The following is a 13,326-nucleotide window of genomic DNA, read 5'->3' as shown; positions in this document are numbered from 1 at the left end:
CCCCGGGATATTTGAGTGAAGAAGAAGCATGACGGCGTTTCTGGGCATCGACAGCTCTTTGAGTGGGCGGCGGTGGGTCGGTCCTTTGACCGATCTGGAGCGGCGGGCCGAGGGGTTGGCGCAGCAGGCAGCGCTGCCCCTGCCGGTGGCGCGCGTGCTGGCCGAACGCGGCGTGCCCCCCGAGGAGGCGCCGGGGTTCCTGGCGCCCAAGCTGCGCGATCTGCTGCCCGATCCGCTGGTGCTGCGCGACATGGAGGTCGCGGCGGCGCGGCTGGTCGAGGCAGCCGTGGCGGGGCAGCGCATCGCCGTCTTTGCCGATTACGATGTGGATGGCGGGTCGTCCGCGGCGCTGCTGATCGACTGGCTGCATCAGCAGGGACGTCAGGCCACGTTGTATATTCCCGACCGCATCGACGAGGGCTATGGCCCCAACGTCCCCGCCATGACCGCGCTGGCGGCGGCGCATGATCTGATCATCTGCGTCGATTGCGGGACGCTGTCGCATGAGGCGCTGGCGGCCGCTGAGGGCTGCGACGTGATCGTGCTGGATCACCATCTGGGCGGCGAGACCCTGCCCCCCGCGCTGGCCGTCGTGAACCCCAACCGCATGGATGAGGATGGCGCCCTGGGTCATCTGTGCGCGGCGGGGGTGGTGTTCCTGACGCTGGTTCAGGCGGGGCGGATCTTACGCGAACGCGGACTGATGCAGCCGGACCTGATGGCGATGCTGGATCTGGTGGCGCTGGCCACGGTGGCGGATGTTGCGCCGCTGGTGGGCGTGAACCGCGCCTTTGTCCGCCAAGGGCTGGCCGTGATGGCGCGGCGTCAGCGGGCCGGGCTGGTGGCGCTGTCCGATATCGCGCGGCTGGACGGGGCGCCGAGCGCGTTTCACCTGGGGTTCCTGCTGGGCCCGCGCATCAATGCGGGTGGGCGCGTGGGGCGGGCCGATCTGGGCGCGCTGTGCCTGTCGGCCCGCGATCCGCAGCGCGCCCTGCAGCTGGCGCAGCAGTTGGACGAGTTGAACCGCGACCGCCGCGCCATCGAGGCCGCTGTGCGCGAGGAGGCCCTGGCCCAGGTCGAGGCACGGGGCGACGCGCGCCTGTCCTGGGCCGCGGGCGCGGGCTGGCATCCGGGGGTGGTGGGCATCGTCGCCGCCCGCGTCAAGGAGGCCACCGACCTGCCCTCGGTCGTCATCGGAGTGGATCACGGCATCGGCAAGGGCAGCGCGCGGTCGGTCCCCGGCGTCGATCTGGGCCGCGCGATCCAGCGGCTGGCGGCCGAGGGCCTGCTGCTGAAGGGCGGCGGGCATACCATGGCTGCGGGCCTGACCGTGGAGGAGGCGATGATCCCCGCCGCGATGGAGCGTCTGGCCGATCTGATCGCCCGCGACCTGGCGGGGCGCACCGGGTCGGGCGACCTGCGCATCTCGGGCCTGCTGGAGCCGTCGGGCGCCACGCCCGCCATGTATCGGATGCTGGAGGATGCCGGGCCCTTTGGTCAGGCCGCGCCCGCGCCGCGCTTTGCCTTTGCCGACCAGCTGATCGACAGCGCCGCCACCATGGGCGACCGCCACCTGCGCCTGCAGTTCCGCAGCCCCGGCAGCCCGCCGCTGGAGGCCGTGGCCTGGGGCGCGATGGACGGCCCGCTTGGCCCCGGCCTGATCGGCGCCAAGGGTCGCCGCTTTCATCTGGCCGGCAAGCTGGAGCTGTCGACTTGGGGCGGGCGCGAACGCCTGCGCCTGCGCCTGGACGATGCGGCGCCCGCAACCGGCAACCTTTGACGCCGCACGGGGTTCTGGTCACGACCGGACGCGGCCGCTAACCTTGCCGCGACAGCGAAGGAGACGCGCATGAAACTGACCTGGCTTGGCCATTCCGGCTTTCGTCTGGAGATCGAACAGGCGGTGATCCTGATCGACCCGTGGTTCACCGGGAACCCGGTCTTTCCGCAGGACGCGCGCGATAAGGCGACCCAAGGCGCGACCCATATCCTGATCACCCACGGCCACGGCGACCATACCGGCGACACGCTGGCCCTGGCCAAGGCGCTCAAGGTACCGGTCGTGGGCATCTATGACCTGATCAGCCATTGGGAAAAGACCGACCAGATCGAGGGCATCGGCTTCAACAAGGGCGGCACCGTCGATCTGGGCGGGGCGCGCGTGACGATGGTGAATGCCAGCCATTCGAGTTCGATCGCCGGGCCGGACGGGCCGATCTATGCGGGCCACGAATCGGGCTACATGATCGCCGGAGAGGGCCACGTGATCTATGTCTCGGGCGACACGGACATCATGGCCGACATGGAGTGGATGGGCGATCTGCACAAGCCCGACGTCGGCATCCTGTGCGCGGGCGGGCATTTCACCATGGACATGGAGCGGGCGGGCTATGCGGCGAAACGCTATTTCGACTTCAAGACCGTGATCCCCTGCCATTACAGGACCTTTCCCGCGCTGGAGCAGTCCGCCCAGGTGCTGATCGACGCGCTGCCCGATGTCCGGGTCATCGAACCCGAGGTCATGAAGGCGATCACGCTGTGAGTTTCCAGAGCTTTGACGACCCGGCGGGCGGCGGCGATCATGCCGCGCGCCTGTCCGACCTGCGCGGCCTTATGCGGGACCGCGATCTGACCGCCGTGATCGTGCCCCGCGCCGACGTCCATCAGGGCGAATACGTGGCCGACGCCGATGCGCGCCTGGCCTGGCTGACGGGGTTCACCGGCAGCGCGGGCTTTGCCATCGCGACTCTGGATCAGGCGGGCGTCTTTGTCGACGGGCGCTATCGGGTGCAGGTCCGCGACCAGCTGGACTTGGCGCATTTCACCCCGGTGAACTGGCCCGAGACGCGGCCGTCGGACTGGCTGCGCCAGGCCCTGCCGCAGGGCGGGCGTGTGGGCTTTGACCCATGGCTGCACACCCGCCGCGAGATCGAGGGCATGGAGGCCGCCCTGCAGGGCAGCGACATCGCCCTGATCGCACTGGACGCGAACCCCGTCGATGCCGTCTGGCCCGACCGACCCGCCGCACCCGTGGGCCGCGTGCGCATCCACCCCGACGCCCTGGCCGGAGAGACCGCGCCCCAGAAACGCCTGCGCCTGGCCGCCGAACTGCGCACCCAGGGTCAGGCGGCAGCCCTGCTGACCCTGCCCGATTCGATTTCGTGGCTGCTGAACATCCGGGGCAGCGACCTGCCCAAGAACCCGGTGGTTCAGGCCTTTGCCGTGCTGTCCGACAGCGGCGATCTGGCACTGTTCGCGGATGCCGCCAAGTTCGATGACGCGGTCCGGGCGCATCTGGGCGATCAGGTGACGATCCTGCCGCATGACGCGCTGTCCTCGGCGCTGACCGATCTGGAAGGCCCCGTCCGCATCGACCCCGCCACCGCCCCCGAGGCCGCGTTCCGTATCCTGGAGGGGGCCGGCACCGACATCGCCCGCGACCCCGACCCCGCGATCCTGCCCAAGGCCCGAAAGACCGCGGCGGAACTGGCCGGCATGCGCGCCGCCCATCACCGCGACGGGGTGGCGATGGTCCGGCTCCTGTCCTGGCTGGACCGGCAGCAGCCCGCGACCCTGACCGAGATCGACGTGGTCCGCCGCCTGGAGGATCTGCGCCGCGAGGCGGGCATCCTGGACATCAGCTTCGACACGATCATGGGGGCGGGTCCGAACGGCGCCATTGTCCATTACCGCGTGACCGAGGCGACCAACCGCCGCCTGGCGGCTGGCGACGTGCTGCTGATCGATTCGGGCGGCCAGTACGCCGATGGCACCACCGACATCACCCGGACCATCGCCCTGGGCGATCCGCTGGAGGAGGCCGTGGCCCCCTTCACCGCCGTGCTGCGCGGCATGATCGCGCTCAGCCGCGCGCGCTTTCCCAAGGGGGTATCGGGCGGGCATCTGGACGCGCTGGCGCGCCAGTTCCTGTGGTCACAGGGGCTGGACTATGACCACGGCACCGGCCACGGCGTGGGCGCCGCGCTCTGCGTGCACGAAGGGCCCGCGCGGATCAGCCGCGTCAGCGACATCGCGCTGGAACCCGGCATGATCCTCTCGAACGAACCGGGCTATTACCGCGAGGGCCGCTTCGGCATCCGGATCGAGAACCTGATCGCCGTCCACGAGGCCGAGGCCGAACCGGGCCGCACCATGCTGGGCTTCGACACTCTGACCCTGTGCCCCATCGACCGTCGGCTGATCGACCGCGGGGCGCTGTCCGGCGACGATGTCGGATGGCTGGACGCCTATCACGCCCGCGTCCGCGACGCGCTTTCGCCCGATCTGCAGGGCGACGATCTGGACTGGCTGCGGCGGGCCACCGAACCGCTCGGCCAGGGGTGACGCCCGGGGGGTGCGGGGGGCAGGCAGCCCCCCGTCCTGCCGCGGGACGCAATCGTTACAACAGCGCCAGGATGCGCGCCGCCTCGTCCTTGCAGGGCGTCAGGGCGGCCCGATCCTCGCCCGGATAGAACCGCGCGCGCACGGCGGTCGGCATGGGCGCGGGCGCGTCGATCAGCACGCGGGGGCCGGTCTGCACCGTCTCGGCCTGCCAGCTCTGCGCCAGCGCGATCTGCGCGGCCTTGGTCGCGCCATAGGCGCCAAAGAACTTCTGCCCGCCCCGCGCATCGTCAAGGAACAGCGCCGTTCCCTGGCGCTGGCGCAGCAGCGGCTCCAGCAGGGCGATCAGCCCGCGCGTCACCTCGAGATTGGTCAGCACGGACTTGGTCCAGTCGCGGCCCTCGATATGGGGCGCGGGCGCCATGGGTGCCGCATGGATCGCGCAATGCGCCCACAGGTCCAGCCCCCCCCAACGGCCCGTGATGGCCTGCACCATCTGCTTCATCGCCTCGGGCTCGGTCACGTCCATCGGCGCCAGCGTCGCCTGGCCGCCGGCCGCGCGGATGCGGTCGTCCAGCTCCTCCAGCGCGCCCACGGTCCGGGCGACCGCAAGCACGTGATATCCCCGCGCCGCCAGCCCCTCGGCCAGCGCCGCACCCAGGCCCCGAGAGGCCCCCGTCACCAGCGCCAGCCGGGCTGCGCCTGTCTGTTCGATCTCGCTCATGTCCGGTCCCTTGCCACTGCGCGTCCCCCCGCGCAACCATGAAAAAGGGGCCCCCGAAGGGACCCCGATGCCTGACCTGTCAGGACGCTCAGCGCGCCTTCAGGTCCACGTAATCGCGGCGGTCGCTGCCGACATACAGCTGGCGCGGACGGCCGATCTTGTTCTGCGGATCGCCGATCATCTCTTTCCACTGCGCGATCCAGCCCACCGTGCGCGACAGCGCAAAGATCGGCGTGAACATCGACGTGGGGAAACCCATCGCCTCCAGGATGATGCCCGAATAGAAATCGACGTTGGGATACAGCTTCTTCTCGATGAAGTACTCATCCTCCAGCGCGATCTTCTCCAGCTCCTTGGCGACCTGCAGGACCGGGTTGTCGCCGATGCCCAGCAGCTCCAGAACCTCGTCGGCCGATTCCTTCATGACCGTCGCGCGCGGGTCGAAATTCTTGTAGACCCGGTGGCCGAACCCCATCAGCTTGAACGGGTCGGACTTGTCCTTGGCCCGCGCGATGAATTCAGGAATGCGGTCCACGGTGCCGATCTCGCGCAGCATCTCCAGACAGGCCTGGTTCGCACCGCCATGGGCAGGGCCCCACAGGCAGGCGATGCCCGCCGCGATGCAGGCGAAGGGGTTCGCGCCCGACGATCCCGCCAGACGCACAGTCGACGTGGACGCGTTCTGCTCATGGTCGGCATGCAGGGTGAAGATGCGGTCCATGGCGCGCGCCAGGGCCGGGTTCACCTCATATTTCTCGGCCGGGACCGAGAAGCACATGTTCAGGAAGTTCGACGCGTAATCCAGGTCGTTCTGCGGATAGACGAAGGGCTGGCCGATCGAATATTTATAGGCCATCGCCGCGATCGTCGGCAGCTTGGCGATCAGGCGGATCGCCGCGACCTCGCGCTGCCACTCGTCGTTCACATCGGTCGAATCGTGGTAGAAGGCCGACATGGCCCCCACCACGCCGACCATCGTCGCCATCGGATGCGCATCGCGGCGGAACCCGCGGAAGAAGTTGTGCATCTGCTCATGCACCATCGTGTGGCGCGTGACGCGGGCACTGAAATCTTCCATCTGCGCGGGCGACGGCAACTCGCCGTAGAGCAGCAGATAGCAGACCTCCAGATAGCAGGATTTCTCGGCCAGCTGCTCGATCGGGTAACCGCGATACCACAGCTCTCCCTTGTCGCCGTCGATGAAGGTGATCGTCGAATCACAGCTGGCGGTCGAGGTAAAGCCCGGGTCATAGGTGAACACATCCGCCTGGCCATACAGCTTGCGAATGTCCAGGACATCCGGCCCCTTGGTCGGCGACAGGATCGGCAGGTCGTAATCCTGCCCGTTCAGATGCAGTTTAGCGGTCTTGTCGGCCATGCAAAGGCGTCCTTCCGGCTAAGGCCGGGCGGTCCGCCGCGTAAACCCGTCAGACAGCCCTGGCATGTGAGGGCAGGCTTCAGCCTGCCAAATCGGTCTGGTCCTGCAGCCGGGCCAGCGTTTCCTCGCGGCCAAGCGCAGTCATCATATCGAACACACTGGGGGTTGCGCTGGTCCCGGCCAGGGCGGCGCGCAACGGCCCCGCGATCTTACCCAGTCCGACGCCGTTCTGCTCTGCGACCGCCTTGGCCGCCCCCTCCAGATCGTCTCGGTTCCAGCTAGCATTCTGCACTGCGGCAGTCAATGATTTCAGCATACCACGGGATACCGTATCCAGCGCCTTGGCCGCCTTCTCCTCGATGGCGACGGGCCGCTCGATCATCGCGAACCGCGCCTGATCCAGCAACGCCGGCAGCGTTTTTGCCTTTTCCTTCAACGCCCCCATCGCGCCCAGGATGCGCTGACGTTGCGTCGCGGTCAGCGGGGGCGCACCGGTTTCGCGCAGATAATCCTCCAGCGCGGCCAGCACCTGATCGTCGGGCATTTGACCGATATGGTGCCCGCTGACATGTTCCAGCTTCTTGAAGTCCAGCCGCGCGGGCGCGCGCCCGATGCCGTCCAGCCCGAACCACGCGCGGGCCTGGGCATCGTCGAACAGCTCGTCGTCGCCATGGCTCCAGCCAAGCCGCGTCAGATAGTTGCGCATCGCCGCCGGCGGATAGCCAAGCGCCGCGAATTCGTGCAGGCCCACCGCGCCGTGACGCTTGGACAGCTTCTTGCCATCCTCGCCGTGGATCAGCGGGATATGGGCATAGGTCGGGCGGGGCCAGCCCATCGCGTCGATGATCTGGATCTGGCGCGCAGTGTTGGTCAGGTGGTCGTCGCCCCGGATCACATGGGTCACGCCCATGTCGTGATCGTCCACCACCACGGCCAGCATATAGGTGGGCGTGCCGTCGCTGCGCAGCAGCACCATGTCGTCCAGCTGGTCGTTGGCCACGCGCACCGCGCCCTGTACCTGATCGTCGATGACCGTCTCGCCCGTCCGCGGGGCCTTCAGGCGGATCGCATAGGGCGAGTCGGGCAGCTCGGTCGCATCGCGCCACGGGCTGAGGAAGGGCTGGCGGGGGTTTTCCTCGCGCCAGGCCGCGATCTCATCGGTGGTCGAGAAACACTTGTAGGCCGTGCCGCCCTCCAGCATCTGGCGGGCGACCTCGGCATGACGGTCCTTGCGGGCGAACTGGCTGACCGGTTCGCCGTCCCAATCCAGCCCCAGCCAGGTCAGCCCCTTGAGGATCGCCTCGGTCGCCTCGGGTGTGGACCGGGCGCGGTCGGTATCCTCGATCCTGAGCAGGAACTTGCCGCCCCGACCCCGCGCGAACAACCAGTTGAACAGCGCCGTCCGCGCGCCCCCGACATGCAGATAGCCGGTGGGCGACGGGGCAAAGCGGGTAACGATCTGGGTCATGGCGGCCTTTGGCAGGTTCGGGATGCGGCCCGGCGTTAACGCTTTGGTAAGCATCCCCGTGCCATCTTGCGGCCAAGTGATAGTCACCGGGTCGCGGAAGGACAAGGATGTTGCCCCAATCGGGCGCGGTCGCGGCCAGCCTGCCCCGCGCCGCCCCCCGCGTCCATGTGGCACCGCGCCCACCCGCAGCCCTGCGCGCGGGCCTGTTCCTGTGGGTGCCCGTCTGCCTGTCCGCGGGGATCGGGCTGTGGTTCCTGCGCCCCAGCCTGTTCTCGCCGGTCGAATGGGCGGCGCTGGCCTGCCTGCTGGTCTGCGCGGGGACGGTGGCACGTTTGGCCCCGCATTGGGCCGAACGGGGCCGCCTGACTTGGCCCCAGGCCGATGCGCTGCATCTGGGGGCGATGGCGCTGTGCTTCGTGGCCTTGGGCACCGGGCTGGTGGCGTTCCGAGCGGCCCATGTGGCGGCCCCGGTGCTAGAATGGCGCTATTACGGCCCGGTCGAGGGGCGGGTGATTCAGATCGACCGTTCCGGGCGCGACCGGATGCGGCTGACGCTGGACCAGGTGGTGCTGCACGACCTGTCGCCCGAACGCACCCCTGCCAAGGTCCGCGTGTCGCTGGTGGACGACCATGCCTTGCCGCCCCTGGGCCAGCGGGTGATGCTGACCGGGCATCTGGGTCCGCCATCGGCGCCGTCATCGCCGGGCAGCTTTGATTTCCGCATGTTCGCCTGGTTCGACAGCCTGGGCGCGGTCGGCTATACGCGCACGCCCATCCTGGCTGTCACCCAGCCCGAAGGTGGGCTGTGGTGGGCGCACCGGGCGCGCATGGCGATCAGCGCCGCGATCCAGGATCGCATCGGCGGGCAGGCAGGCGCGGTGGCCGCCGCGCTGATGACCGGCGACCGCTCGGGCATCGCCGAGGAGACGAACGAGGTGATGCGCGCCTCGAACCTCTACCACATCATCTCAATCTCGGGGCTGCATATGGGGATGCTGGCAGCCTTCGTCTATGGCGCCGCGCGGCTGGTGCTGGTGGGTGTGCAGGCGGCGGGCATCGGGCTGGCGCGACCCATGCACAAATGGGCCGCGGGCATCGCCCTGGCGGCGGCGGCGGCCTATCTGTGGCTGTCCGGCGGCGGCGTTGCGACCGAGCGGTCGTTCATCATGGTGGCCGTCATGCTGGGCGCGATCATCGCCGACCGGCGCGCCATCTCCCTGCGGACCGTGGCGCTGGCCGCGACCATCGTGCTGATCTATTCCCCCGAGGCGCTGGTCAGCGCTGGCTTCCAGATGAGCTTTGCCGCCACCATTGCGCTGATCCTGGTCTATGGCCCATGGGCCCGCATCGCGCCGCGCGTCCCCTGGTGGCTGCGCCCGGTGGCGATGCTGGTCGTCTCATCGATGGTGGCGGCGCTGGCGACATCGCCCATCGCGGCGGCGCATTTCAACCGGATGGCGCAATACGGGCTGCTGGCGAACCTGCTGGCGGTGCCAGTCATGGGCACGCTGGTGATGCCTGCGGGCGTGATCGGCGCCGTGCTGGCCCTGGTCGGGCTCGAGGCGCCGGCCCTCTGGGTCATGGGCATCGGCACCGAATGGATGCTGTGGGTCGCGCGCTTTGTCTCCAGCCTGGGCGGCGCCGTCACCGGTGTGGCCAAACCGCCCGCGCCGGTGGTTCCGCTGATGGGCTTCGGCGCGGTCCTGTGCATCCTGTGCTGGCGGCCACCGTCCCGACGCGGATGGCTGACACGGGCCGGGGTGGGCTTGGGCGCCTTGCTGCTGGCGGCCTCGGCGGTGCTGTGGATGACCGCGCGCCGTCCACTGCTGCTAATCGCGCCCGAGGGCGAGGCCGCAGGCCTGATGACCCCCGCGGGACGCGCGATCTCAAAACCCTCCGGCGGGGCCTTCGTCGTCTCGACCTGGCTGCAGGAGGATGGCGACATGGGCGACCAGGAACAGGCCGCCGCGCGCCCGGCTTGGACCGGCGATGCCCGCGACCGGCAGGCCCCCCTGCCCCATGGTTGGCAGGTCTGGCACCTGACCGGCAAGGGGTCGGGCGCCCGCGCCGCCACGGCCTGCCGCCCCGACCGGATCGTGGTGGCCTCCGAACCCGTCGACATCGACGGCGCCCCGCCCTGCCTGCTCCTGGACCCGAAACGCCTGCGACGCAGCGGCGCCGTCGCCATCCACATGACCGCCGACGGCCCCCGGATCACCCCTGGCGCGACGATGCGGTTGTCGCGATAGCACCGCCCCCGGCCCGAACCGGCCCCGCGGCACACGGTCCGCCGGACGGGTTTTTACGACCCGGCACCCCGACCGCCCCGCACGCGACCTGGGCCGGGGTCGTCGTCACCCCCGCGTCAGCCGCGCGACCAGACGCCGGGCCAGCGGCGCCACGACCAGCACCGCCGGAAAGGCCACTGCCCAGCTGGACAGCCAATTCCCCAGCCACAGCCCCGCCACCCCGTCAGCCATGCCGACCGCCCGCACCGTGGCGATCCCCGACACCAACGCGGACATCAGCCCCGACAGAAAGAACCCGAACAGGATCGGGGCATAGCGGGCGGGAATCATCGGCCATCCTTTTCGACAGGCAGCCCCCGGCACCATGCCGGAGGCCGCAAGCTACCCTCACGCAAGCTCGGCAAAGACCTTGCCCAGGGCCTTGTCCAGCTTTTCGAACATCTCGTCCATCTGCGCGGGCGTCATGATGAAGGGCGGGCACAGCACGATCGACTGCCCCAAGGGCCGACAGATCAGGCCCATGTCGGTGCAGGTGTTGGCGATGCGCTCGCTGACCGACAGATGCCCCTCGAAGGGCGTCTTGGTCGCCTTGTCGCGCACCGCCTCCAGCGCCCACATGAACCCCACGCCGCGATATTCGCCAATATTCGGGTTCTGCGCCAATTGCCGCAGCCCGTCCTCGAACCGGGGCGCCAGGTCGATGACGTTCTGCGCCAGCCCCTCGTTCATCACCACATCGATGGCCTTCAGCGCGATGGCGCAGCCGACCGGATGCCCCGACGCGGTGAAGCCGTGCGGAAACTCCTCGATCTTGTCGATGGCGGCCTGCAGGCGGTCGGTCAGCTCCGGCCCCAGGATCACCGCGCCCATCGGGAACAGCCCCGCCGTCAGGTTCTTGGAGCTGATGATCGCGTCCGGCACGAAATCATAGGTGACCGATCCCCAGGTGTTGCCCGTCCGCCCGAAGCCGGTGATGACCTCATCCGCGATCATCGGGATGCCGTGCTTTTTCAGCACCGGCAGGATCGCCTGGAAATACCCCTCGGACGGCGGAATGACCCCGCCCGCCCCCTGCACGGGCTCGGCAAAGAACCCCGCGATGGTGTCGGCCCCCTCGCGCTGGATCGTCTCGTCCAGCTCACGCGCCAGGCGGGCGGTGAACTGCTGCTCGGTCTCGCCCTCATGACCAAAGCGCCAGTAATGCGGGCAGGTCAGGTGGATAAAGCCCGGCAGCGGCAGGCCGAACACCTCGTTATAGGGCTTGCCCGTCATGCTGGCCGAGACCGCCGTCACCCCGTGATAGGCGTTCCAGCGCGTCAGGATCTTGCGCTTCTGCGGGTTCCCCTCGCTGGCGTGCATGAACCACAGCATCTTGACCATGGTGTCGTTCGCCTCGGAGCCCGAGTTGGTATAGAACACCTTGCCGCGCGAAAACGGCGACACCTCGACCAGCTTTTCCGACAGCATCACCGTCTGGTCGGACATCCGCCCGAAGAAGGCGTGATAGCCCGGAAACCGGTCGTACTGATCCTTGGCCGCTTGGGCCAGGCCCTTGTGGTCGAACCCCGCGACCATGTTCCACAGGCCCGAATTGGCATCCAGATAGCGGTTGCCGTTCACGTCGACGACATAGGGCCCCTCGCCATGGGTCAGGACGACGGCGCCGCGCTTGTGCACGCTTGGCAGGTCGGTAAAGCCATAAAGCGAATATTCGTCGGCGCGCGATTCCCAGCTTTGCGGGATGGTCATGGTCAGGCTCCTTACCGATTTGGGATCAGGCTATCCGCGCGGCGGGGCGCGTTCAATGGGGCGGCTTGTGCAGATCGTGCAACCGGGGCACAGTTCGCGCGAACCGCCGGAGGAGCCTTGATGAGACACCTGCTGTTGGCCGCCGCCACCACCCTGGCCTGCGCCGCGCCCGCCCTGTCCGAAAACCGCATCGACCTGATCCGCCCCGACGCGCCCGCGCTGGCCACGCGCGGCACGCACCCGGTCGGGGTGCGCGCGCAGGATTTCACCGATGCCGACCGCATCGACGTGATCGCGGCCGCCCAAGGCGGCACGCCCACCGCCGACCGCACCCTGCGGACCGAGATCTGGTATCCCGCCGCCGAAGGGACCGAGCCCGGCACCACCTATGACACCATCCTGCGCGACGGGGTGACGCCCACCACCCTGACCGGCAGCGCCGCCCGCGACGCGGCCCCCGCGCAGGGGTCGTTCCCGCTGGTGATCCTGTCGCACGGCTATCCCGGCAACCGCTATCTGATGAGCCACCTGGCCGAAAACCTGGCCTCCAAGGGCTATGTGGTGGTCGCCGCCGACCACCCCGAAAGCACCTATGACGACCAGCAGGCCTTTCCCTCGACGCTGGTGAACCGGGCGGTGGACCAGCGCTTCCTGCTGGACAGCATGGCCGCGCTGGAGGGCGACCTGGGCGCCGCGACCGATGCCGATCATGCGGCGGTCGTGGGTTATTCGATGGGCGGCTATGGCGCGCTGATCTTTGGCGGTGCGGGCCTGTCGCGCACTGCGCTGGAGCGGACCGAGCCTGCAGGTTTTGCCCCGCCCGCGGGCCTGCTGGACCGCCTGGCCGCGGGCGGCGAGGAACACACGGCCCTGGTCGATCCGCGCGTCAAGGCCGTCGTGGCCATCGCGCCCTGGGGGCGACAGCATGAATTCTGGGACGCGGGCGGGCTGAACGACCTGACCAAGCCGCTGCTGCTGGTCTCGGGCAGCGATGACGACGTGTCGGTCTATGACGCGATCCGGCAGATCTATGACCAGACGACGGCCACGACGCGGCATCTGCTGACCTTCGATCACGCCAACCACAATGCCGCAGCCCCCATCCCCGCGCCCGCCGAGGCCTGGGCCATGTCGGAATCCCTGGGCCGCGCGCCCTTTGACCATTATGCCGATCCGGTCTGGGACAGCGTGCGGATGAACAACATCCTGCAGCATTTCACGACCGCCTTTCTGGACATCCACCTGAAGGGCGACAGCGGCAAGGCGGACTATCTGAACCTGATCCCCGATGCGGGCGACGGGGTCTGGTCGCTGGACGATGACGGCACGCCGGACGCGGCCCACACCTATTGGCTGGGCTTTCCCGACCGCAGCGCCAAGGGCCTGATGTTCGAGACGAAGCCCTCCGGCCAATGAC

The 13,326-nt window shown here is 68.9% G+C and carries 10 protein-coding genes; 5 read left to right on the top strand and 5 right to left on the bottom strand.

The genetic code is table 11. The features are described from left to right. Window positions 1–28 precede the first annotated feature (28 nt). The 3 genes from recJ to ABS73_RS00555 all read left to right on the top strand — a co-directional run bounded on the left by recJ (window position 29) and on the right by ABS73_RS00555 (window position 4,344). A complete protein-coding gene (gene recJ, locus ABS73_RS00565) occupies window positions 29–1,780 on the top strand; it encodes a single-stranded-DNA-specific exonuclease RecJ (RefSeq protein ID WP_277020935.1) in 1,752 nt (583 codons plus the stop codon). Between the two features lie 69 nt (window positions 1,781–1,849). Next, the gene (locus ABS73_RS00560; protein WP_277020938.1) at window positions 1,850–2,542 is read left to right on the top strand and encodes a metal-dependent hydrolase; all 693 of its coding nucleotides are present in this window, start codon (window positions 1,850–1,852) and stop codon (window positions 2,540–2,542) included. Further along, a complete protein-coding gene (locus tag ABS73_RS00555) occupies window positions 2,539–4,344 on the top strand; it encodes an aminopeptidase P family protein (protein WP_277020940.1) in 1,806 nt (601 codons plus the stop codon). The genes ABS73_RS00560 and ABS73_RS00555 overlap by 4 nt, the downstream gene beginning before the upstream one ends. A gap of 55 nt (window positions 4,345–4,399) precedes the next feature. Here the strand turns inward: ABS73_RS00555 and ABS73_RS00550 are convergent, their stop codons facing one another. From ABS73_RS00550 to gltX, 3 genes are all read right to left on the bottom strand, one after another. Next, window positions 4,400–5,065: an SDR family NAD(P)-dependent oxidoreductase gene (locus ABS73_RS00550; RefSeq protein WP_136856328.1), complete on the bottom strand. Its 666-nt coding sequence runs from the start codon at window positions 5,063–5,065 to the stop codon at window positions 4,400–4,402. Window positions 5,066–5,153: 88 nt separating this feature from the next. Then, window positions 5,154–6,443: a citrate synthase gene (locus tag ABS73_RS00545; RefSeq protein WP_136856327.1), complete on the bottom strand. Its 1,290-nt coding sequence runs from the start codon at window positions 6,441–6,443 to the stop codon at window positions 5,154–5,156. Window positions 6,444–6,522: 79 nt separating this feature from the next. Beyond that, the gene (gene gltX / locus ABS73_RS00540; RefSeq protein WP_277020943.1) at window positions 6,523–7,911 is read right to left on the bottom strand and encodes a glutamate--tRNA ligase; all 1,389 of its coding nucleotides are present in this window, start codon (window positions 7,909–7,911) and stop codon (window positions 6,523–6,525) included. A 107-nt stretch (window positions 7,912–8,018) separates the two neighbouring features. On the opposite strand from gltX, the gene ABS73_RS00535 reads away from it, so the two are divergent. Then, entirely contained in the window at window positions 8,019–10,160 is a 2,142-nt protein-coding gene (locus ABS73_RS00535) for a ComEC/Rec2 family competence protein (protein ID WP_277020945.1), read from the top strand. Window positions 10,161–10,265: 105 nt separating this feature from the next. Here the strand turns inward: ABS73_RS00535 and ABS73_RS00530 are convergent, their stop codons facing one another. Then, on the bottom strand, window positions 10,266–10,490 hold the full coding sequence (locus tag ABS73_RS00530; RefSeq protein ID WP_277020948.1) for a DUF2798 domain-containing protein: 225 nt from the start codon (window positions 10,488–10,490) through the stop codon (window positions 10,266–10,268). 57 nt (window positions 10,491–10,547) lie between these two features. After that, window positions 10,548–11,909: an aminotransferase gene (locus tag ABS73_RS00525; RefSeq protein WP_277020951.1), complete on the bottom strand. Its 1,362-nt coding sequence runs from the start codon at window positions 11,907–11,909 to the stop codon at window positions 10,548–10,550. A 120-nt stretch (window positions 11,910–12,029) separates the two neighbouring features. Here ABS73_RS00525 and ABS73_RS00520 point away from each other — a divergent pair, with 120 nt between their 5' ends. Then, window positions 12,030–13,325 carry an alpha/beta hydrolase family protein gene (locus ABS73_RS00520; protein ID WP_277020953.1) on the top strand — a complete coding sequence of 432 codons (1,296 nt, stop codon included), beginning with the start codon at window positions 12,030–12,032 and terminating at the stop codon, window positions 13,323–13,325. The last annotated feature ends 1 nt before the right edge of the window (window position 13,326 follow it).

Source organism: Paracoccus sp. SCN 68-21 (assembly GCF_001724535.1).
GTDB lineage: Bacteria > Pseudomonadota > Alphaproteobacteria > Rhodobacterales > Rhodobacteraceae > Paracoccus > Paracoccus hibiscisoli.
The sequence above is the reverse complement of the archived record's forward strand: the minus strand, read 5'-3'. Positions and strand labels throughout refer to the sequence as shown.

Coding starts and splice junctions, on each gene's coding strand:
- ABS73_RS00525 (WP_277020951.1), bottom strand. CDS start 11,909: ATGACCATCCCGCAAAGCTGGGAATCGCGCGCCGACGAATATTCGCTT.
- ABS73_RS00530 (WP_277020948.1), bottom strand. CDS start 10,490: ATGATTCCCGCCCGCTATGCCCCGATCCTGTTCGGGTTCTTTCTGTCG.
- ABS73_RS00520 (WP_277020953.1), top strand. CDS start 12,030: ATGAGACACCTGCTGTTGGCCGCCGCCACCACCCTGGCCTGCGCCGCG.
- gltX (WP_277020943.1), bottom strand. CDS start 7,911: ATGACCCAGATCGTTACCCGCTTTGCCCCGTCGCCCACCGGCTATCTG.
- ABS73_RS00535 (WP_277020945.1), top strand. CDS start 8,019: ATGTTGCCCCAATCGGGCGCGGTCGCGGCCAGCCTGCCCCGCGCCGCC.
- ABS73_RS00550 (WP_136856328.1), bottom strand. CDS start 5,065: ATGAGCGAGATCGAACAGACAGGCGCAGCCCGGCTGGCGCTGGTGACG.
- recJ (WP_277020935.1), top strand. CDS start 29: ATGACGGCGTTTCTGGGCATCGACAGCTCTTTGAGTGGGCGGCGGTGG.
- ABS73_RS00545 (WP_136856327.1), bottom strand. CDS start 6,443: ATGGCCGACAAGACCGCTAAACTGCATCTGAACGGGCAGGATTACGAC.
- ABS73_RS00560 (WP_277020938.1), top strand. CDS start 1,850: ATGAAACTGACCTGGCTTGGCCATTCCGGCTTTCGTCTGGAGATCGAA.